Origin of the sequence: Mycobacterium sp. E1214, assembly GCF_001666755.1 — a bacterium.
Classification (GTDB): Bacteria; Actinomycetota; Actinomycetes; order Mycobacteriales; family Mycobacteriaceae; genus Mycobacterium.
In genome coordinates this window covers 1-20,842 of the sequence record NZ_LZJC01000170.1, presented here as the reverse complement: position 1 = coordinate 20,842, position 20,842 = coordinate 1, and the positions used below count along the sequence as shown (strand labels likewise).

Annotated in this window: 17 protein-coding genes; 13 read left to right on the top strand and 4 right to left on the bottom strand. The window is 64.6% G+C overall.

The features are described 5' to 3' along the window. Window positions 1–368 precede the first annotated feature (368 nt). From A5700_RS24365 to A5700_RS24330, 8 genes are all read left to right on the top strand, one after another. Window positions 369–791 (top strand): MmpS family protein, encoded by a 423-nt coding sequence (locus A5700_RS24365; protein WP_255377984.1) that lies wholly within the window; start codon window positions 369–371, stop codon window positions 789–791. Beyond that, the gene (locus A5700_RS24360) at window positions 788–3,679 is read left to right on the top strand and encodes an RND family transporter (protein WP_068067612.1); all 2,892 of its coding nucleotides are present in this window, start codon (window positions 788–790) and stop codon (window positions 3,677–3,679) included. The genes A5700_RS24365 and A5700_RS24360 overlap by 4 nt, the downstream gene beginning before the upstream one ends. 89 nt (window positions 3,680–3,768) lie before the next feature. Then, a complete protein-coding gene (locus tag A5700_RS24355) occupies window positions 3,769–6,699 on the top strand; it encodes an RND family transporter (protein ID WP_082959531.1) in 2,931 nt (976 codons plus the stop codon). A 246-nt stretch (window positions 6,700–6,945) separates the two neighbouring features. Continuing rightward, window positions 6,946–7,890, top strand: a complete 945-nt coding sequence (locus A5700_RS24350; protein WP_068067609.1) for a daunorubicin/doxorubicin resistance ABC transporter ATP-binding protein DrrA — start codon at window positions 6,946–6,948, stop codon at window positions 7,888–7,890. Next, a complete protein-coding gene (locus A5700_RS24345; RefSeq protein WP_068067604.1) occupies window positions 7,887–8,627 on the top strand; it encodes an ABC transporter permease in 741 nt (246 codons plus the stop codon). The genes A5700_RS24350 and A5700_RS24345 overlap by 4 nt, the downstream gene beginning before the upstream one ends. Next, window positions 8,627–9,418 carry an ABC transporter permease gene (locus A5700_RS24340; RefSeq protein WP_082959532.1) on the top strand — a complete coding sequence of 264 codons (792 nt, stop codon included), beginning with the start codon at window positions 8,627–8,629 and terminating at the stop codon, window positions 9,416–9,418. The genes A5700_RS24345 and A5700_RS24340 overlap by 1 nt, the downstream gene beginning before the upstream one ends. Before the next feature lie 29 nt (window positions 9,419–9,447). Further along, complete coding sequence (locus A5700_RS24335) at window positions 9,448–10,425, top strand: glycosyltransferase family 2 protein (protein ID WP_068067621.1); 978 nt, start codon at window positions 9,448–9,450, stop codon at window positions 10,423–10,425. A 155-nt stretch (window positions 10,426–10,580) separates the two neighbouring features. Then, on the top strand, window positions 10,581–11,237 hold the full coding sequence (locus A5700_RS24330; protein ID WP_156671426.1) for a class I SAM-dependent methyltransferase: 657 nt from the start codon (window positions 10,581–10,583) through the stop codon (window positions 11,235–11,237). An 84-nt stretch (window positions 11,238–11,321) separates the two neighbouring features. Here A5700_RS24330 and A5700_RS24325 read toward each other — a convergent pair whose 3' ends face one another. From A5700_RS24325 to gmd, 4 genes are all read right to left on the bottom strand, one after another. Next, window positions 11,322–12,083, bottom strand: coding sequence for a glycosyltransferase family 2 protein (locus tag A5700_RS24325; protein ID WP_068067599.1), 762 nt, complete (start codon window positions 12,081–12,083; stop codon window positions 11,322–11,324). Then, the gene (locus tag A5700_RS24320) at window positions 12,080–12,814 is read right to left on the bottom strand and encodes an FkbM family methyltransferase (RefSeq protein WP_068067596.1); all 735 of its coding nucleotides are present in this window, start codon (window positions 12,812–12,814) and stop codon (window positions 12,080–12,082) included. Before A5700_RS24320 ends, A5700_RS24325 begins: the two co-directional genes overlap by 4 nt. Before the next feature lie 98 nt (window positions 12,815–12,912). Beyond that, on the bottom strand, window positions 12,913–13,875 hold the full coding sequence (locus A5700_RS24315; RefSeq protein WP_068067593.1) for a GDP-L-fucose synthase: 963 nt from the start codon (window positions 13,873–13,875) through the stop codon (window positions 12,913–12,915). Next, a complete protein-coding gene (gmd, locus tag A5700_RS24310) occupies window positions 13,872–14,906 on the bottom strand; it encodes a GDP-mannose 4,6-dehydratase (RefSeq protein WP_068067590.1) in 1,035 nt (344 codons plus the stop codon). The genes A5700_RS24315 and gmd overlap by 4 nt, the downstream gene beginning before the upstream one ends. A 281-nt stretch (window positions 14,907–15,187) precedes the next feature. Between gmd and A5700_RS24305 the strand changes: the two genes are divergently transcribed. The 5 genes from A5700_RS24305 to A5700_RS24285 form a co-directional block, all read left to right on the top strand. After that, window positions 15,188–16,435 (top strand): glycosyltransferase, encoded by a 1,248-nt coding sequence (locus A5700_RS24305; RefSeq protein WP_068067585.1) that lies wholly within the window; start codon window positions 15,188–15,190, stop codon window positions 16,433–16,435. A 317-nt stretch (window positions 16,436–16,752) separates the two neighbouring features. Beyond that, complete coding sequence (locus A5700_RS24300; RefSeq protein ID WP_068067582.1) at window positions 16,753–17,769, top strand: glycosyltransferase; 1,017 nt, start codon at window positions 16,753–16,755, stop codon at window positions 17,767–17,769. Further along, the gene (locus A5700_RS24295) at window positions 17,766–18,830 is read left to right on the top strand and encodes a polysaccharide pyruvyl transferase family protein (protein ID WP_231973728.1); all 1,065 of its coding nucleotides are present in this window, start codon (window positions 17,766–17,768) and stop codon (window positions 18,828–18,830) included. The genes A5700_RS24300 and A5700_RS24295 overlap by 4 nt, the downstream gene beginning before the upstream one ends. A 49-nt stretch (window positions 18,831–18,879) precedes the next feature. Next, window positions 18,880–19,542, top strand: coding sequence for an O-methyltransferase (locus A5700_RS24290; RefSeq protein ID WP_068067579.1), 663 nt, complete (start codon window positions 18,880–18,882; stop codon window positions 19,540–19,542). Window positions 19,543–19,626: 84 nt separating this feature from the next. Further along, window positions 19,627–20,842, top strand: a 1,216-nt coding sequence (locus A5700_RS24285) for a glycosyltransferase (protein ID WP_068067576.1), incomplete at its 3' end; no start/stop codon positions are given.

Genomic DNA, 20,842 nt, shown 5'->3' with positions numbered 1-20,842 from the left:
GGGCGTGGTTTACTCATCAAGATCTGGTCGCGCTCCCCAGGGGGCGGGGCTCGCGTGCGATCACCGAAGCAGGGCTAGCCGGGGTGCATCGCAGCCGAGACGCCGCAGTCTGGCGTGCCGCGACCGATACGTAGTTGCATGTTCGAGCCGCGAAAACGGCGCTGGGCGTGAAACTTATAGAAGGGGGTGCAGTGGTCGAACCCGATGTGTGGTCCCGGCCCGACGTCGCCACGATGGAAGGCCGTGACATCAGCGAACAGTCCGGCCGCCGCGGCGGCATTTCGCGCTTTGGTCGCCGCTCCACCGCCGAACCCGAGCAACCAGTAGGCCGCCCTCGACCGGGTCGCCGGAACAAGCGCGCCCTCGCGGTGCTCAAGCACGTGTGGATTCCGATGGTGATCATCGCCGTGGTCGTCGGCGGCGGCTTGACCGTGGCGCGCCTGCACGGCATGTTCGGCTCGGAGAAACGCCCGTCGTATTCGGACACTCGGCAGCAAGACACCAAGCCCTTCAACCCCAAAAAGGTCAAGTACGAAGTCTTCGGCCCGCCCGGGGCCATGGCCGACATCAGCTACTTCGACGCCAACGGCGAGCCGCAGCACATCAACGGGATCGTGCTGCCCTGGTCGTTCGACATCTCGACGAACCTGCCCTCGATCGTGGGAAACGTTGTCGCGCAGGGAGATAGCGACTCTCTCGGTTGCCGTATCATCGTTGACGGTGTCGTAAAGACCGAGAGGATCTCGCACGAATTGAACGCGTTCACCTACTGCGTCCTGACGGCGACATGAGTACCGTCGACACGCAGCCCCAGCAGGACACGCGCCCGTTCGTCGCGAAGTGGATCCACCGTCTGTCGGTTCCCATCATTTTGGGCTGGTTGGGCATCGCCGTCGTCATGACCATCGGGGTGCCGCCGCTGGAAAAGGTCGAGGCGGAGCACGCAGTTTCGCTGAGCCCCATCGGCGCTCCCTCGTTCAAGGCCATGGAGCGGCTGGGCTCGGACTTCAAGGAGACCAACTCCGGCGCGCTGACGATGATCGTGCTGGAAGGCCAGCAGCCCCTCGGCGACGACGCGCACAAGTACTACGACCGCCTGGTCAACATGCTCGAGGCTGATAAGGCCCACGTGCAGCACGTCCAGAACTTCTGGGGCGACCCGCTCACCCGCGGCGCCGCGCAAAGCCAGGACGGCAAGGCCGCCTACGTTCAGGTGAACCTGACCGGTAACCAGGGCGCGGCCGCGGGTGACGAGTCGGTGGCCGCGGTGCGCAAGATGGTGCAGCAGGCTTCGCCGCCGCCCGGATTGCAGGTCTACGTCACGGGCCCCGCGGCGATCGTCGCGGACATGAACATCGCCGGCACGAAGACCGTCATGCTCGTGACATTGGCCAGCTTGATCGTCATCTTCGTGACGTTGCTGCTGGTTTATCGGTCGATCATCACGGTCTTCCTGCTACTGCTCATCGTCGGGCTCGAACTTCAGATCGCCCGCGGCATGGTCGCGTTGCTGGGCCATTTGGGGTTGGTGGGCCTCACTACGTTCGCCGTCAACCTGTTGGTCGCGGCCGTCATCGCGACGGGCACCGACTACGGCATCTTCTTCGTCGGCCGATATCAGGAAGCCCGAAGCGTCGGCGAAAGCCGAGAACAGGCCTTTTACACCACCTTCAGCGGTGTGGCCAAGGTCGTGCTGGCCTCCGGCCTCACGATCGCGGGCGCGGTGCTCTGCCTCAGCTTCACCCGGTTGCCGTACTTCCAGCCGCTGGGTATCCCGTGTGCCGTCGGCATCGCGATCGCCGTCCTGGTCGCCATCACGCTAGGGCCGGCGCTGCTGGCCGCCGGCGCGCGGTTCGGCCTCTTCGAGCCGAAGCGCGCACTCAGCACGCGCCGGTGGCGACGCATCGGCACGTCGATCGTCCGGTGGCCCGCGCCCATCCTCATCGCGACCCTGGCCGTGGCGCTGATCGGGCTGTTGACGCTGCCCAACTACAAGCCGAGCTACGACGACCAGAAGTTCATCCCGCAGAGCATTCCCGCGAACGTCGGGTACGCGGCCGCCGAGCGGCACTTTCCCGGATCGCGGATGCTGATGCCGGAGATCCTGTTGGTCGAGACCGACCACGATCTGCGTAATCCCACCGACATGTTGGTGATCAACAAGCTGGCCAAGGGCGTGCTCGCCGTGCCGGGCATCTCCACGGTGCAGACAGTGACCCGGCCCGAGGGAACTCCCCTGCAGCACACCACCATTCCGTGGATCATGAGCATGTCGCAGTCCAGTCAGCTGCAGAACATGGCGTTCCAAAAGGACCGCATGAACGACATGCTCAAGCAGGCCGACGAGCTGGCGAAGATGATCGGCATCATGCAGCACATGCTGGGCCTGATGCGTGAACTCGTCGCCACCACCCACGCGATGGTCGCCACGACGCACGAAATGCAAGCCATCACAGGCGAATTGCGCGACAACATCTCGGACTTCGAGGACTTCTTCCGCCCGATCCGCAGCTACTTCTACTGGGAGAAGCACTGCTACGACATCCCCATCTGCTTCTCGCTGCGGTCGATCTTCGACGCCATCGACGGTGTGGACGAGATCAACGACAAGCTCAAGGATCTCGTAGGCAATCTGGACTCACTTGACGCGCTGCTGCCGCAGCTGGTCATGCAGATCCCGCCGATGATCGAGACGATGGGCAGCATGCGCAGCATGATGCTGACGATGCACAGCACCATGTCCGGTGTGATCGGACAGATGGACTCCAGCCAGAAGGACCCGAGCGCCATGGGACAGGCGTTCGACATGTCCAAGAACGACGACTCGTTCTACCTGCCGCCGGGCATCATCAACGGCTCGGAGTCGTTCAAGCGGGTCGAGAAGGTCTTTATGTCGCCCGACGGCAAGGACTTCCGTCTGCTGATCTCGCAGCGCGGCGACCCGGCGACGCAGGAAGGCCTGTCCCGGGTGGAGGCGATCAAGACGGCGGCCGAGGAGGCCCTCAAGGGCACCCCCTTGGAGAACGCCAAGATCTACCTCACGGGTACGGCCGCGATCACCAAGGACCTGGTGGACGGCTCCGAGTTCGACCTGCTGATCGCCGGCGTGTCCGCTCTGTGTCTGATCTTCATCATCATGTTGATCATGACGCGCAGCTTCATCGCCGCCATGGTCATCGTGGGCACGGTGTTGCTGTCGCTGGGCGCGTCGTTCGGTTTGTCCGTGCTGGTATGGCAGTACCTCCTACACCAGCCGCTGCACTGGACCGTGCTGTCGACATCCGTGATCGTCCTTTTGGCGGTGGGTTCTGACTACAACCTGCTGCTGGTATCGCGCATGAAAGAAGAGTTGAGTGCCGGCATCAGCACCGGCATCATCCGCGCGATGGCCGGTACCGGAAAGGTCGTGACCAACGCCGGCCTGGTGTTCGCCTTCACCATGGCATCGATGATCGTCAGCGACCTGCGCAGCATCGGCCAGGTCGGTACGACCATCGGCATGGGCCTGCTGTTCGACACGTTGATCGTGCGCGCGTTCATGACCCCGGCCGTCGCCGCGCTGCTGGGCCGGTGGTTCTGGTGGCCGCAGCGGGTGCGCCCGCGCCCGGCGAGCACGATGCTGCGTTCCACGGGCCCGCGTCCGCTGGTGCGTTCGCTGTTGCTCAAGGACGCGCGGTAAGTGGCGGCCTGTTACTGCGGGACGGGAAGCGTGGATACGGCAGCGACACAAGGCATTAGGCGCGGCGCGGGCTGCTCCCTGGGGGTCGCATGACCGTCCAGAGCCCCCCGGCGACGGATCGGCCGCAGGCTCCGTTCTTCGCGCGGGCGATCCGCAAGCTGGCCGTGTTCGTCATCCTCTTCTGGGTGGCGTTCACCCTGTTGGTGACGTTCGGTGTGCCGCGCCTGGAAATCGTTGGCGCGCAACACTCGGTGCCGCTGGCGCCGCAGGACGCGCCGGCGGTGCAAGCCATGCAGCGCATGGGCCGCGACTTCAAGGAATCCGACTCGGACAGTTTCGCGATGCTGGTGCTGGAATCGCAGCAGCCGCTCGGTGAAAGCGCGCACGCCTACTACGACAAGCTGATTCGCGCCTTGCGCGCCGATTCCAAACACGTCGAGCACGTGCAGGACCTGTGGGGCGACCGGCTCACGGCGGCCGGTGCGCAAAGCCCGGACAGCAAGGCCGTTTACGTGCAGATGAACCTCGCCGGTAACCAAGGCACGACGCTTGGGCAGGATTCGGTCGAGGCGGTGCGCCAGATCATCGCCCACAATCCCCCGCCCGCCGGCCTCAGCGCCTACGTCACCGGTCCTTCCGCGCTCATCTCGGACATGCAGCACAGTGGTGACCGGTCGATCCTGAAAATGACGATGATCGGCGCCTTGATCATCTTCTTGGTCCTGCTCTTCGTGTACCGGTCGGTCCTCACCGTCATCATGCTGCTGATCACGGTGGGTGTCGAGGTGTTCGCGGCGCGCGGCGTCATCGCCTTCCTCGGTGACAACAACATGGTTCAGCTGTCGACCTTCGCCATCAACCTGCTGGTGGCGCTGGCGATGGCGGCCGGCACCGACTACGCGATCTTCTTCTTCGGTCGCTATCAAGAGGCCCGCCAGGCCGGCGAGGAACGAGAACTGGCCTACTACACCACCTATCGCGGCGTCGCGCCGGTGGTGTTGGGTTCGGGTTTGACGATCGCCGGCGCCATGATGTGCCTGAGCTTCACCAGAATGCCGATTTTCCAGACGATCGGCGTGCCGTGTGCGGTGGGCATGCTCGTCTCCGTCGCGATCGCGCTGACATTGGTGCCCGCGGTGCTGGCCTTCGGCAGCGGCTTCGGATGGTTCGACCGCAAGCAGAAGATCGGGTTCGGCCGCTGGCGGCGCATCGGCACGGCGATCGTGCGTTGGCCCCTGCCTATCCTCCTGGCCACGGTGGCGGTGGCGTTGGTCGGGCTGGTGACGCTGCCGGGCTATAAGACGAGCTACAACGACCGCCTGTACATCCCGAAAGACATTCCCGCCAACGTGGGCTACGCGGCCGCCGACCGGCACTTCTCGCAGTCCCGGATGATGCCCGAGATCTTGATGATCGAATCCGACCACGACATGCGGAACTCGGTGGACTTCCTCACGCTGCACCGGCTGGCCAAGGGAATCTTCCAGGTGCACGGCATTTCTCGGGTGCAGGGCATCACCCGACCCGAGGGCACCCCGATCCAGCACACCTCGGTGCCGTTCCTGCTCAGCATGCAGCAGGCGACCATGAGCGAGGACATCAAATACATCTCGGCCCGCATGGACGACATGCTCGTCCAGGCCGACATGCTCGGCGAGCAGATCAAACACATCAAGAAGCTGTACGAACTGCAGCAGCAGATGACCGCCCTGACCCACGATTCGATCGCGAAGACCAAAGAGATGGCGGTGGTCCTCAGCGAGCTGCGCGACGACACGTCAAATTTTGAGGACTTCTTCCGGCCGCTGCGCAGCTACTTCTATTGGGAGAAGCACTGCTACGACATCCCGATCTGCTGGTCGTTGCGCAACATCTTCGAGACGCTGGACGGCGTGGACACGTTGAGCGACAAGCTCAAAGAGCTCATCGTGCACCTCGACAAGATGGACATGCTCATGCCGCAGCTGCTCGAGCAGTACCCGCCGATGATTGCCATGTCCGAGGACATGCGAAACATGCTGCTCACCAACCACAGCACCATGGGCGGGATCATCGGCCAGATGGACAGCAACAATAAGGACGCGACCGCCATGGGCGAGGCGTTCGACGCGTCCAAGAATGACGACTCGTTCTACCTACCGCCCGACATCTTCGAGAATGCCGACTTCAAGCGGGCGATGAGCCAGTTCCTGTCCCCCGACGGGAAAGCCGCGCGATTCATCATCTCGCACCGGGGCGACCCCGCGACGCCCGAGGGAGTGTCGCGCATCGACAAGATCCGGACGGCGGCCGAAGAGGCGCTCAAGTCGACGCCGTTGGAGAACTCGAAGATCTACATCGCCGGTACGGCGTCGACCTTCAAGGACTTCCGGGACGGCTCCAACTATGACCTGTTCATCGCCGGGGTCGGGGCTCTCTGTCTGATCTTCATCATCATGTTGATCATCACGCGCAGCTTCGTCGCAGCGCTGGTGATTGTGGGCACCGTCGCCCTGTCGCTGGGCGCCTCGTTCGGCATGTCGGTGTTGATCTGGCAGTACATCCTGGGCATCAAATTGCACTGGATGGTGCTGCCCATGTCGGTAATCGTCCTGCTGGCTGTGGGATCCGACTACAACCTGCTGCTGGTGTCCCGGATGAAAGAGGAGCTGGCCGGCGGCATCAACACCGGCATCATCCGCGCCATGGGCGGCACTGGAAAGGTCGTCACCAACGCGGGCCTGGTGTTCGCGTTCACCATGGCCTCCATGGTGGTCAGTGACCTGCGGATCATCGGCCAGGTCGGTACCACCATCGGTCTCGGCCTGCTGTTCGACACCTTGATCGTGCGGTCCTTCATGACGCCCACCATCGCCGCGCTGCTCGGGCGCTGGTTCTGGTGGCCGCAGGTGGTTCGGCCGCGGCCGGCCAGCCGGTTGCTGCGCCCGGAGGGGCCGCGGCCCGTGGTGCGGGCCCTGATGCTGCACGACGAGCGGCTCGAGGATGCCCACACCGCCGAGATCCCCCGGCCGACCGTCTAGCTTGGCCACCGTCGAAGCGCACCGCCGCCGCAGCGGCGTGGCCACCGTGTCGCCCACCTGGGTAGCGGCGCATAAGGGACCGCGCCCTGCGCTGAGCCACCAATTTTCTTCCTGGAGAATACAATCCACGTTTGTAGCTCGCGCAGGCGTGACTCACGATGTGCCGGTACCGCGCTCCCCCGGCATTGTGGCGGCTAGCGCCAATAAGACCGACAAACGAACAGCCGCCATGAAATACTCGCTAACGTGAGCCCGCTGGCAATCGAGGTCGAAGGCCTGACAAAGGTATTCGGCAATACGCGCGCGCTGAACGGCGTGGACTTTTCGGTTCCGGCGGGGACAGTCTGCGGCGTGCTCGGGCACAACGGTGCCGGCAAGACGACCACCATCAACATCTTGTCCACGCTGTTGCGTCCAACCTCGGGCCGCGCGAGCGTAGCCGGCCACGACGTCGTCCGAGAGCCGGCCAAGGTTCGCGCCAGCATCGGCATGGCCGGCCAGTTCACCGGCATGGACCCGATGCTCACCGCCCGCGAAAACCTGGTGCTCTTCGGCAGGTTGCGGGGACTGCGCCGCCGAGAGGCGAAGGTGCGCGCGGACGAACTGCTCCACCAATTCGACCTCGTCGAAGCCGCGGACCGCCGGCTCAACACGTATTCCGGTGGCATGTTCCGACGCGTCGATTTGGCCAGCGCGCTGGTTGTGCCGCCGAAGGTGTTGTTCCTCGACGAGCCCACCACCGGGCTGGACCCGCGCAGCCGCCGCGACGTGTGGAGCTTGGTCAGCTCGTTGGCCGTGCAGGGCATCACCGTGCTGCTCACGACGCAGTACCTCGAAGAGGCCGACGTGCTCAGCGACTCCATCGTCGTTATCGACCACGGCCAGGTGATCGCCAGCGGCACCGCGGAGGAACTGAAGCGCGCGGTCGGCGCCAGCTACTGCCAGGTGACCCCAGCCAACCCCACCGACCTGCCCCGGGTCGTCCAGGCCTTGACCGGTCTGCGAGGCATCGACGTCGACGGTGAGACGAATTCGGTGTCGGTGATAGCGCCCGACGGGGTGGCCACGCTGGTCGAGGTGTTCCGCCGCGTCGACGCCCTGGGCCTGGAGCTCGCCGACATCTCGCTGCGCAAGCCGTCACTCGACGAGGCCTTCCTGCACCTCACCGCCCGGACCGCCGCGCGATCATGACCGGGCTTGCCGCCCTCACCGAACGCTCGCTGAAGTCCGCGGCGCGTGACGGCGAGATGATCTTCGAAATCATCTCTCCCACCGTCTATTTGATGGGCTTCAGCGTGGCGTTGCACGGCCTGATCGATACCGGGCACAACAGCTATTCGCAATACCTGCTGCCCGCGGTGGTTTCCCAGTCCATGATCTTCGTCGGCCTGATGACGGCCGACCGGGCGGCCCGCGACCATCTCAACGGAATCGGCGAGCGGCTGCGCACACTTCCGGTCACGGCGGCGGCTCCGGTGACCGCACGCACCGCGGCCACGCTGCTGCGAGGCCTGCTCACGCTGGTGGTCGCGATCCTCGCCGGGTACGCATTCGGTTTTCGGATCAGCGGCGGCCTCAATTACGCCCTTGCCTTCGTGCTGATGTCGTTGTTACTCTGCCTGGCCGTCACCTTAGGCGCCGACGCACTGGGATCCCGGGCGAAGACCGTGCAGGGCGCCACCCACCTGCTGTTCGTCCCGCAGTTGCTGCTGTTTCTGCTGTCCACCGGCATCGCGCCGGAGAAGACCTTCCCGGGCTGGTTGCGCCCGTACGTGCGCAACCAGCCGATCTCGCAGTTCGCCGAGACGCTGCGCGGCCTGGCCACGGGGCACGTGCTGCGTGCCAACTTGGCCGCGACCTCGGCGTGGTGCCTGGGCATGGTCGTGGTCTTCGGCGCGATCACGCTGCGCATGCAGAGGCGCAGCTAGTGAAACAGCACGTGGAGTCGCGTAGCTCGTTGGCCGTCGAAAGCTGGGTCCAGGCCGGCCGACTGCTGCTGCGCTGGCGCCGCGACCAGGCCGTGCTGATGGGTTCGCTGTTGCTGCCCGTGTTCTTGCTGCTGATTTATCAGATCGTGTTGGGCGACCAGGTGCATAAGGTCACCGGCGGCAAGAGCATCTACGGGTTGGTCCCCATGTGCGCCGTCATCTCCGCCCTCTTCGGATCACTGGGCAACTCGACGGGCATCACCATGGACCGTGAGTCGCGCTTGCTCAGCCGGATGTGGATCCTGCCGATACACCGCGCGAGCGCCATCACCGGGTGGGTGACCGCCGAAGTCTTCCGCGCGTTCATCGGCACCATGCTCATCACCGTGCTGGGGCTGGCCATGGGGTTGCGCTTCACCCAAGGCTGGGCCGCGGCCCTGTTGTTCGTATTGATCCCGTCGATCGTGGTGGTCGGGTTCACCGCGCTGGTGATGGCCCTGGCCGTCCGCAACAACGGGCGCACCGCCATGACCTGGCTGCTGGGCGTCACCTTCTCGCTGGCGTTCGTCAATCCCGGCGCGACGCCCATCGGCCTGTTCCCCTCGTGGGTCCGGCCACTGATCCGCATCCAGCCGATCTCACCGCCGATCGAGACCATGCGATCGCTGGCGCACGGCGGTCCGCTGGCGTGGCCGTTGATGCTGACCTTGCTGTGGACGGTCGGGCTGCTCGTCGTGTGCCTTCCGCTGGCGGTGCGCGGTTACCGGTTCGCCGCCGAGGCCAGCGCGTGACCGGCCCGGCCGAACTGCCCGCGACGTCGGTGCAACCGGCCGGGATCCAGAATGGCCCGACCCCGCCGCGGGTCTCGGTGTGCGTGCCGATGTACAACAACAGCGCCACCATCGAGCGCTGCCTGCGCAGCGTCCTCGAGCAGCAGGGCGTGGAGTTCGAGATCGTCGTGGTCGACGACCAGTCGAGCGACGCCGGAGCCGCGACTGCGGCAACGCTGTTACGCCCCTCTGACCGGTTGGTGCGCAACGAATCTCGGCTCGGGCTCAACGCGAACCACAACCGGTGCCTGGAGCTCGCACGCGGTGAATGCATCCAATTCCTGCACGGCGACGACTGGCTGCTGCCAGGCGCCTTGAAGACCCTGGCCGAGTGCTTCGATGACGCCGCGATCGGACTCGCCTTCGCGCCCCGGCAGGTAGTGACCGACGACTTGCCGTGGACCGAGCGGCGGCGCGCGCCGGCCAAACTGCACGTCTACTTCGCGAAACTCCGTGAATACAATCGCGGCTCATCGTTGGTTCTGCAGATCGTGGCCCTGTGGGGCGCCAGCGCTAACCTCATCGGGGAGCCGAGCAGCGTGATGTTCCGGCGCGACCTGGCGCTGCGCATCGGCGGCATGCGCGACGACGTTCATCAAACCGTCGACCTGGACTTCTGGTTGCGCCTGATGGTGCGCTGCGCCGTACGGTTTGTACCGCAAGAACTTTCGGTTCGCCATCACACCGGGGTCACCGAATCGTCGAACATCACCAAGGCTCAGCGGCACTGGCTGGACCAATTGCGGATACTCACCTGGCTCATCGTCGACCCGGCGTCGACAGCTGCCATCCGGATCGCCGCGACAACGTGGTGGTTGCTGGTGTGGGTGGGGCTCGTCGGCAAGGTGGTCGCGTTCGGGCCGCAGCGATGGACCCGCCTCAGGACCCTAGGAGCCGCTCCGTACCGCGAATTCGCGCGCGCTCGCCAGCTACGCGCCCTGTCCGACCACCCGGGGCCGGGCTACTGACGTTACGGCGAAGGCACTTTCATAATCGGGACTGCGAAGCGTGCTGATCCGGCATGCCAAAGGCGCCGCGGAAGCGCACGACCGTTACGCATCAGCTTCGCTGAAACCGCGTATATGGCAAGTGATGCAGACCAGTTGCGCGTACTGTTGGGCATGTGCGGGGGGCCATTCTTCAGTCGATTCGAGACACGCTCAACTCGGCTCGTAGTACGCAGTCGTTGGAACCGAACCGTTGGGCGGCCGCATCCGGGTGGTTCCGGGGCGAACACCTCACGTCGCCCCCAGCAATCGCCAAACAACGACATCTATTGAATGTGTTTCGTTCACGTCGGCATCACATCCTCATCGAGGCCGGCACCTACAAGGGCGAAACCACCGCGTTCTTCGCCCAGCACGCGGAGCACGTGTATTCCGTGGAGCTTCACCAAGAATTGTTCGCCGCGGCGGAGAAGCGGTTCGCGGCGCAATCGAACGTCACTCTCATTCATGGCGATTCGCTCATTGAAATACCGAAGCTCGTCGCGAACTGCCAGGGCGACCCACCGCTTGTGTTCCTTGACGGGCACTTTTCGGGCATGGGAACTGCTGAAGGCATCGAGATGGAGCCAGCGGAGTCGACGTTACGAAAGCTGACGGACGTCGCACCACCGGGAACCACGATCGTCATTGACGACCTCAGGCTGTTCGGTTCGGGACTGGCCGGCTTTCCGCAGCTGGACACGATCACGGCTGCCGCCCGAACTGCCTTTCCCCGCGCTGTCATCCGGACCGGCTTGGATTCGATCGTCATCGAAGTGGCGAGCGAGGGTTAAGCCGCGACGCTTGCGGGCCCTACACTTTGCGTGAGCCGCCTTTAGGCGCGTGGCGTGACCGCTTGGTGCAGAAGCGGCATGGCGTTATCGCCGGCTCGCGTCGCGCGGGTCGCCCGCATAGGGCCGACCCCATCGAACGTCAAGGGTGCGACGGGAAGTCAGCGGGACCCGCAATACGAATTTTGTGGAATGCGGCAGTCGCTTCTTGAATTCTTCGTCCTCGCGGATACTCAGCCCGGACATGTCATTATAATTCGCGACAACTATGTCCATATATTTCGTGACCAGCGCGGGATTCGAGAAGCAGCGGATGTTGAAATCCCAATCGGCCCAGAGGCGGTATCGCAGGTTATACGGGCCGATACCATCGAACAGCTTACGTCGGTAAAAGATTGCTTGATGACAGATATTCGTTTCGTACAGCAGTCGATCGAGATCGAATTCGCCACCATAACGCTTGCCGGTGGACCGCATCATGACGTCGCCGTAGACGAGCTCGCTGGAATCGTGTTCGGCGAGGAAAGCGTTCACTCGCGCCAGCGTCGCGGGCTCATAAAGAGCGTCGTCGGCACCGAGGAAGAGCAACCATCTTCCCGACGCCATACCGACTCCACGATTCATGGCGTCGTAGGCACCCTCGTCGCGGCCGCGATAGGTCACCAATCGATCACCAAACTTCGCCGAGTAGCTCCCGGCGATGTCGAATGTGTCGTCCGTCGACTCGCCGTCGATCATGACGATTTCGAAGTCGGTGCACGTCTGGGCCAGCACGCTGTCGAAACAGGCCGGCAAGGTCGAGGCGACGTTGAAGGTCGGAATGACTATCGAGAACGTCGGCGAGGTCATGACGCCGACTCGTCGCGAAGAAACACCCCGTCCGCCTGCAACATTCGGCCATCGCGGGGGTCGGTGAAGCCAGGCGACAGCCCGACCAGCGCGAACCCATGAGAGTAAACGAGGTCAAGCGCTTCGCGAATCAGCATCCCGCCGTCGTACAGCGGTACGAAGGACAGCTCCAACTGGATGCCGATGCAGCGCCGAAGCGTCGACTCCGCCCCGGCCAGCACCTGCTTCTCGAAGCCCTGGACATCGATCTTGAGGAAGGGCACGTCGGCGGGGTCAAGCAACTCGGGCACCATCGAGTCCAGTCGCCGTATGGTTGTCTGTTCCGTGCCGACGTAATTTGCCGGCGGAAAGGCTTCTTGATGCCGCTTCAGCATGGGAAGAACGGAACTACTTGCACCGGCGTTGCCGGCAACGTTGATTGAGATCGTTCCGTCGAAGTCCCCTAACGCGCAGCGGCGGCAGTCCCACAGCGGATCTCGCGAGGCGCCTCGCTCCAACCGGCCGAACGGCTCGGCCAGCGGTTCGAACGAGACGATACGACCTTGATACCCCGCCCCACGCAGATCGTTGCCGTACTGTCCCGAATTGGCTCCGACATCCAGGACAACATTTACCGCGCGCGATCCGAGTTGCTTTACGAATTGGCGTTTCAGCCCGGTCTCAGAATAGGGTCGGTATATTTCGATGGTAGTGTTTCGCGCGATTCGACCACCACGTCGGAAAAGACCCATTGCGACACACTAACACGCCGTCAGACGTGTGAACGGGACTTCGATATCCGTCAACCAGCGTCGAAGGCCTTGCCCCGAAAGATCAGCCCAGCAGTGCATCACGTGCGCAGCGAGCCCGAATTAGCGCGATACCAGGCGACCGTCGCCTCGATGCCCTCGCGCAGGGATATTTGAGGCGACCAGCCAAGCTCCCGAAGAATCGAGACGTCGAGCACTTTCCGGGGTGTCCCGTCGGGTTTCGTTGTGTCCCATCGCGTCTTACCCGGATATCCCACCGCCGTGGCGACCATTTGCGCTATCTGCTCGATGGTGTGGTCGACGCCGGTCCCGACATTGACATGGCCCGGGCCGTCGAAGTGTTCCAGGAGATGCAGACATGCGCTGGCCAAGTCGTCGACGTGCAGTAGTTCGCGTCGCGGGGTCCCGGTGCCCCAATTAGTCACCACAGCTGCGCCGCTGGCTCTGGCCTCCTCGTAGCGACGGATGAGGGCCGGCAACAAGTGCGAACCCGACGGAGAGTAGTTGTCACCCGGTCCGTACAGGTTGGTTGGCATGGCAGAAATCCATGCAAGGCCGTGCTGGCGCCGGACCGCCTGAACGTGGAGAATTCCGGCTATTTTGGCGATCGCATAGGCGTCGTTGGTCGCTTCCAGGGGCCCGGTCAAGAGCGCGCTTTCTTGGATGGGCTGCGCCGCATGCTTAGGGTAGATACACGATGACCCGAGGAAGAGAAGTCTGGGCACGCGGGCGGTGAGCGCCGCATCGAGCAGGTTCACCTGGATCTGCAAATTTTGGGAGAGAAAATCGGCGGGATAGGTGTCATTCGCCATGATGCCTCCGACCTTCGCGGCGGCGTCGATGACAAGGTTCGGCTTGACCTCGCTGAGAAAATCGAAGGTGGCGCTGCGATCCGTCAGGTCCAGTTCACTACGGCCTCGCACGACAAGATTGGTGAAACCTGCGGCGGTCAAACGACGCAGTAGCGCCGATCCCACCAAACCACGGTGGCCGGCGATGTACACCGGTGCTGATCGGTCGAGGGCGCCGACGGGCGTGTTCATTCCGGCTTAGCGCTCCAATCCGGCAGAGCGGGTTTGTCGATCCACGGCGTGCCGTCGCACGCCAACGCGGCGATGTCGGCATCGACCATGATCCGGGCGAGCTCCCCGGTGTGAATGGCAGCCTTCCAGCCGAGCGTGTCGGCCGCTTTGGTGGAATCGCCTATCAATGAGTCGACTTCGGTTGGCCGCAGGTAACGGTCGTCGAATTTCACGAACCGCTCCCAATCGAGTCCGGCATGGTCGAACGCCGTCTGAGCGAACTCACGTACCGTGAACCCCCGCCCTGTCGCCAAGACGTAGTCCTCAGGCTCGGAGACCTGCAGCATCCGCCACATTCCCTCGACGTACTCAGGGGCATACCCCCAGTCCCGGACGGCGTCGAGGTTTCCCATGAAGACATCCGACTGCAGACCCGCCTTGATGCGGGCTACGGCTCGGGTGATCTTTCGCGTCACGAAAGTCTCGCCGCGACGCGGTGATTCGTGATTGAACAGGATGCCGTTCACGGCGAACAGCCCGTAGGCTTCGCGGTAATTTCGGGTGGCCCAATACGAATAGACCTTCGCCGCGCCGTAGGGCGACCGCGGATAAAACGGCGTGTGCTCGTTCTGCGGCGGCGGGGAGGCGCCGAACATTTCGGACGACGACGCCTGGTAGAAGCGACACTTTACCCGGGAAAGGCGAACCGCTTCGAGCAGCCGTATCGATCCCATTCCGGTGGTATCGCCCGTGTGTACCGGTTCGTCGAAGCTCACCCTTACGTGCGACTGCGCAGCGAGGTTGTACACCTCATCAGGATCAATCGTGCTGAGCAGGGTTACCAGGCGGGTGCCGTCGGTGAGGTCCCCGTAGTGCAGAAATAGCCGTGCGCCGTGTTGATGAGGATCCACGTACAGGTGGTCGATCCGCGATGTGTTGAAGGTCGAGGCCCGCCGGATGAGCCCGTGGACTTCATATCCCTTGCTCAGCAGCAATTCGGCCAGGTAGGAGCCATCCTGTCCGGTAATGCCCGTTATCAGCGCCCGCTTCAACTGATGTCCGCTTCAACCGGTGCGCGCTTTTCGCAGTTCGGACGTGCCATCACCACGCTTGCTCCTGTTCATGCCAGACAGCGTGCATACACTGCGGCTTCATAGTAGATGCACAGGGCATTGCGGAGGCCGAATCGAGCGCGTGCCGGTCAATTCGGACTTGCGGGCCGCGCCGGTTGACGAACAACAGGTTGCCAGCATGTCGGAACACACGCCTGACGCTGTGACAGCAGCGATAATGGCCTTCGCCACCCCACACGGCCACCGGAAGGGCACTCGTCGTGAAGATCGCGTTGGCAAGCTACGGAACCCGCGGCGATGTCGAGCCTTGCACCGCCCTCGGCCGCGAGTTGCAGCGCCGCGGACACGACGTGACGTTGGCCGTCCCGCCGAACCTGCTCGGCCTCGTCGAATCCGCCGGCTTGGGCGCCGTCGCTTACGGGCCGGACCAGCAGGACGGTTACTGGGACACCGATTTCCTCGGCAAATTCTGGGACGTGCCCCAGGCGGTCAAACGGTGGCGCAACGCCCAGAACCTCCTCATGCAGGCGTGGCTGGAGATGAGTAAGACGCTGAACTCGCTGGCCGACGGCGCCGACCTGATCTTTACGGGCCCCGGGTTCCCAGGGGTCGCCGCGAACGTCGCGGAGTACCACAAGCTTCCGCTTGCCACGATGCACTACTTTCCCATGCGGCCCAATGGCCAGCTCTCCCCCGCGACGCCCGCACCGGTAGTCCGGTCCGTCATGACGGCGTTGGACTGGGTGCAGTGGCGGGTCACCAAGAAGGCGGAGGACGCGCAACGACGCGAGCTGGGTTTGCCGCGGGCCTGTGGCCCCGCGCCGCAGCGGATGGCAGACCGTGGCGCGTTGGAGATTCAAGCCTACGACCAGGCCTGCTTCCCCGGCCTGGCCGCCGAGTGGGCACGGTGGGCCGAACAGCGACCGTTCGTCGGCACGCTCACCATGGAGATGTCGACGGATGCCGACGACCACGTCGCGTCTTGGCTCGCCGCGGGCACGCCGCCCATCTGCTTCGGCTTCGGCAGCACGACTGTCGCCTCACCGGCGGAAACGCTCGCCATGATCGACGCGGCCAGCGCCGAGTTGGGGGAACGGGCGCTGGTGTGTTCGGGCAAGACCGATTTCAGCGGCGCCTCCCACGGCGACCACGTGAAAGTCGTGGGACCAGTGAATTACGCGTCGGTCTTCCCCGTCTGCCGCGCCGTGGTGCACCACGGCGGCGCCGGCACCACTGCCGCGGGTCTGCGCGCCGGCGCCCCTACCCTCGCGTTGTGGAGTTTGAGCGATCAAAAGATCTGGGCCGCCCAGCTCACCCGCCTCGGAGTGGGCTTCGCCCGTCACTTCTCGACCGTGACGCGGGAATCACTGATCGAAGACCTGCGGCGCATCCTCGCCCCGGAGTACGCCGTCCGCGCCCGCGAGCTGGCCGCTCGGATGAGCACACCCGCCGACAGCGTGCAGAACACCGCCGACCTCCTGGAAAAATTCGCTCGCACCACGGTGTGACTCGTCGTGCCGTGGGGCGGCAAACGCCGCCTCACGACCAACCGCCGCGACAACGCCGGAAAACACCACCACCAGGGCATTCTCAAGTGTGTTGCGTGACCGGACTTTTCAGTGATTCGCGGTGCCGAACGAGCGCCCATGGTGCCCAATGCCGGGACTGCGACCCCACCACACTCGCCCGCCGCGCGCCCCGCGCGCACGCCCGTTACTATTACCTAACCTACCTAACTTACCTCGGCGATAATTCTTCACGTCGGCGTAACGAAAGCGTGGTTCGGGGCTCTGATGTGACGCCTCGGGCAGAAAGGGGTCTCGCGGTGAGCAGTTGCGCGGCCGGCCCGCCGAAAGTCAGCGTGGTGTCGACCACGCACAACCAAGAGGCCTACGTCCGGCAGACCTTCGACAGCTTCATCGCCCAGCGGACTGAGTTTCCGATCGAAATCGTGGTCGCTGACGACGCCTCGACGGACGCCACCCCGCAGATCATCCGGGAATACGCCGACCGCCATCCCGACCGCTTCCGGCCGATCCTCCGGCCGCAAAACCTCGGTCTCAATGCGAACCTGACGGGAGCGTTGTCGGCCGCGCGCGGCGAGTACATCGCGCTCTGTGAAGGGGACGACTACTGGGTGGACCCCTTGAAGCTCAGCAAACAGACGGCCTATCTCGATCAAAATCCCGGCGCAGGGTTGTGTTTCCATCCCGTTCGTATTCGGTGGACCCGCAACCGGGGCCATGATTTGAAGTTCGTGCACACCCTGTATCAGAAGATGGAAGAAACCTTCTTTCCCAAGTTTCCGCCGCCATTCCTGGCCGGCGACGTCAGCGTCGAGGGTTTGCTCTCACGGAATTTCATCCAGACCAACTCGGTGATGTATCGCCGGCTCCCCCGCTATGACGACATCCCGCCGGACGTCATGCCCTTGGACTGGTATCTGCACGTGCGCCATGCGCTGCACGGCGAGGTCGCGATGTTGCCTGAGACCATGGCCGTGTACCGCCGCCATCCCCACGGGATGTGGTTCAACTCGATCGTGGACCCGGCGAAATTCTGGCTGGCGCAGGGCGCCGGTCACGTCGCGACACTGGACGCCATGCTCGACCTCGTCGCCGGCGACCCACGGCGCGAGAAGATCGTCGCCAAGACCGCCGACGGCCTATTGCGCACCATTGCGAAGAAGGTGCCCGGTGAGCCGGGTCGAAAGTTGCTGCAAGAGACCATCGCTCGGCATCCGCGCGTAGCGATGCTGGCCCTGCAGCACCGCTGGGGCCGCACGCCCGTAAAACGTCTGACGTCGTTGCGGCGCGCCCATACTCCGGCGGGCACCGGGTGACTTTGTCGGGGCACGGCATCGCTGACCGCGACGGCCCGGTCGTCGCCTACCTGGGCTGGCACGGCCTGGGCAATTTGGGTGACGACGCAATCTACGATGCGGTCCGCAACCGGCTGCCCGGTGCGACGTTCGTCGATTTGCCACGACTCCCGCACCAGCTCCTTCACGCGACGGTGACGTCCGCGCTGGGGGTGCGCACGTTCCGGCGCGGCAGTCAGGTCGTCGGCGGCGGAACGCTGGTGGGCAGGCGACAGTGGCGTCCGTTGGTCAAGCGGGGCTTGGCACTGACCCGCCCAAATCCGAGCCACGCGATCGGCATCGGTGTCGAAGATCCGGTATTCGTGGGGCGCGGCAGCGGGTCGGGCGGGGGCGAGCTGAAACGTTGGGCACCGATACTCGCCGAGTTCCACACGGTCTCGGTCCGCGGACCCCGCAGCGCCGAACTGCTGTCGGACATCGGGATCGAGGTTGCGGTCACCGGTGACCCCGCACTGCTGCTCCCTTACCCCGACGGCGCCCCGGAGGACGGACTCATCGGGGTCAATGTCGGCTTCGGCGACGATCTTTGGGGGCATGACCCGCGAAAGTTGGCCGGGCAAGTGTCCGCCGCCGTGCAGCAGCTGGCGGGGCGGGGATACCGCTTCGTCGGCGTACTGATGAACCCGGGCGACCGGCGCTGGACCGAGCTGGCGCTGACCGACGTTGCGGCCGACGTCGTGCAACCGGCCGATGCCGCGGCGGCGGCACGTGAACTGGGCCGCTGTTCGGCCGCCATCGTCACGCGGCTGCACGCGGGGGTGTTGGCGGCGCTGTCGGCCACGCCGGTCGTCACGTTGGAATATCAACCGAAGTGCCGCGATTTCGCCCTGTCGATCGATGACGAGCGGTCCCTGGTTCGGACCGACCAGGTCAGTGCCGGGTCGCTCGTCGAGCGACTGCTCGACGCGCTTGCGAACGCACCGCAGATCAGAACCAGTACGCGCGCCGCGGTCGGCCGGCTTAGGCAGCGCCTCGACACCGAATACGCCGCGCTGGGCCGCCAATTGGGCCTGGCCTCATGATCCTGAACGTCCAAACTCAGTGCTTTTCGGCAATGTTCGGACGGCCCGGATGCTGAACCTGGAATGGGTCAAACACGGCGGACTGATCACCGCCCTGCCCCGGCGATTGCCGCCCGCGCCGCGCAAAGCCGAAATAGAGTCACTCGCCAAGTCCACCAACAAGATTGGTGCGCTACCGCTGGACGACGCGTACGGGCAACCGGGAGCGACGCGTAAGCCCAAACACGTTCGCGCGGCGTCGTGGCAAGGCGATCTGTACGCGCACCTGGTCGACCAACACGACCCTCTGGTGGTCGTCGAGTTCGGCTCGGCGTTCGGCGTGTCCGGCATGTACCTGGCCTCGACACTACGGCGGGGCCGGCTGTATTCCTTTGAGATCAACCCCGCCTGGGCTGCCATCGCGGAGCGCAACATCGCCGCCATCAGCGACCGCTACAGCCTGATCAGAGGCGCCTTCGAAGAGCACGTCGACGATATTGCCGGACCCATAGACCTGGCCTTAGTGGACGGCATCCACAGCTACGACTTCGTCATCCGGCAATGGCAGATCCTGCAGGCCCGGATGGTGCCGGGCGGGCGGCTGCTGTTCGACGACATCGACTTCAATCCCGGCATGCGCCGAGCCTGGGAGGAGATCGTCGCCGCGACGCAGGTGGTGGGCGCGGTCGTGGTATCAAAACGTCTGGGCCTCATCGAGTTGGCGTCCCCGTAGCAGCCCGTCGCCGTCAGATGCGGTGGCGGGGCCCGATATCCTTGACGTCGCCGACGCACGGCGCCTGTGAGGCAAGGACCGGTCATGAAATTCGCCCTGGCGTGTTACGGAACCCGCGGTGACGTCGAGCCGTCCGCCGCCGTGGGCCGCGAGCTGCTCCGCCGGGGACACGAGGTGCGCATCGCCGTCCCGCCCGAACAGGTCGGGTTCGCCGAGTCCACGGGTCTGACGGCGGTGCCCTATGGACCGGAGGTCCGTGACTTTCTCGACGAAGACTTCCTGCGCAACATGTGGCGAGACTTCTTCCGCGATCCCGTCCGGCTGATTCAGCGGGTCTGGGAGCCCATCATCAGATACTGGTCCGACGTGAGCGCCACCCTGGTGCCCTTCGCGGACGGCGCCGACCTGCTGTCCACGGGACTCAATTTCGAGCAAGCCGCGGCCAACGTGGCTGAACACTACGACATTCCGCTGGCCGCCCTGCACCACTTCCCCATGCGCGCCAACGGGCAGCTCGTCCCGGCCGTGCCGGCGCCGTTGCTCCGATCCGCGATGACGACCATCGAATGGCTGTTCTGGCGTTCGACCAAGGAGGTCGACAACGCGCAGCGCCGACAACTGGGCCTGCCGACCGCCACGCACCGCTCCCAGCGCCGGATCACCGACCGCGGTGGCTTGGAAATCCAGGGCTACGACCGGGTTTGGTTTCCGGGGCTGGCACAGGAGTGGGCGAAATTCGGCGATCGGCGTCCGTTCGTAGGCGCCCTGACAATGGAGTTGACCACCGAGGCGGACGCCGACGTCGCGTCCTGGATTGCCGCGGGGACGCCGCCGATCTGCTTCGGCTCCGGCAGTATTCCGGTCGAATCACCCGCCGCCACGGTGGACATGATCAGCGCCGCCTGCGCGGAATTGGGGGAGCGGGCGCTGGTGTGTTCCGGCTGGAGCGACTTCAGCGGGGTCAGCCCCTTCGACCACGTGAAGGTCGTCGGCGTCGTGAACTACACCAAGATTTTCCCCGCCTGCCGCGCGGTCGTTCACCACGGCGGCTCGGGCACCACGGCGGCGGGTCTGCGCGCCGGGGTCCCTACGCTGATCCTCTGGACTGCGGGGGACCAGCCGATGTGGGGCGCGCACATCAAACAGCTGAAGGTCGGCACCACCCGGCGCTTCTCGGCGGCCAATCGCAAGACCCTTGTCGAAGACCTGCGGCAGATCCTCGCGCCCGACTACGCCGAGCGTGCCCGGGAACTGGCCACGCGGATGAGCAAGCCATCCGAGAGCGCGGGCCACGCCGTGG

What these genes read in the sequence shown, in the direction of transcription:
- A5700_RS24360 (WP_068067612.1), top strand. Translation starts at nt 788, where the DNA reads ATGAGTACCGTCGACACGCAGCCCCAGCAGGACACGCGCCCGTTCGTC.
- A5700_RS24355 (WP_082959531.1), top strand. Translation starts at nt 3,769, where the DNA reads ATGACCGTCCAGAGCCCCCCGGCGACGGATCGGCCGCAGGCTCCGTTC.
- A5700_RS24345 (WP_068067604.1), top strand. Translation starts at nt 7,887, where the DNA reads ATGACCGGGCTTGCCGCCCTCACCGAACGCTCGCTGAAGTCCGCGGCG.
- A5700_RS24325 (WP_068067599.1), bottom strand. Translation starts at nt 12,083, where the DNA reads ATGACCTCGCCGACGTTCTCGATAGTCATTCCGACCTTCAACGTCGCC.
- A5700_RS24320 (WP_068067596.1), bottom strand. Translation starts at nt 12,814, where the DNA reads ATGGGTCTTTTCCGACGTGGTGGTCGAATCGCGCGAAACACTACCATC.
- A5700_RS24315 (WP_068067593.1), bottom strand. Translation starts at nt 13,875, where the DNA reads ATGAACACGCCCGTCGGCGCCCTCGACCGATCAGCACCGGTGTACATC.
- A5700_RS24290 (WP_068067579.1), top strand. Translation starts at nt 18,880, where the DNA reads ATGCTGAACCTGGAATGGGTCAAACACGGCGGACTGATCACCGCCCTG.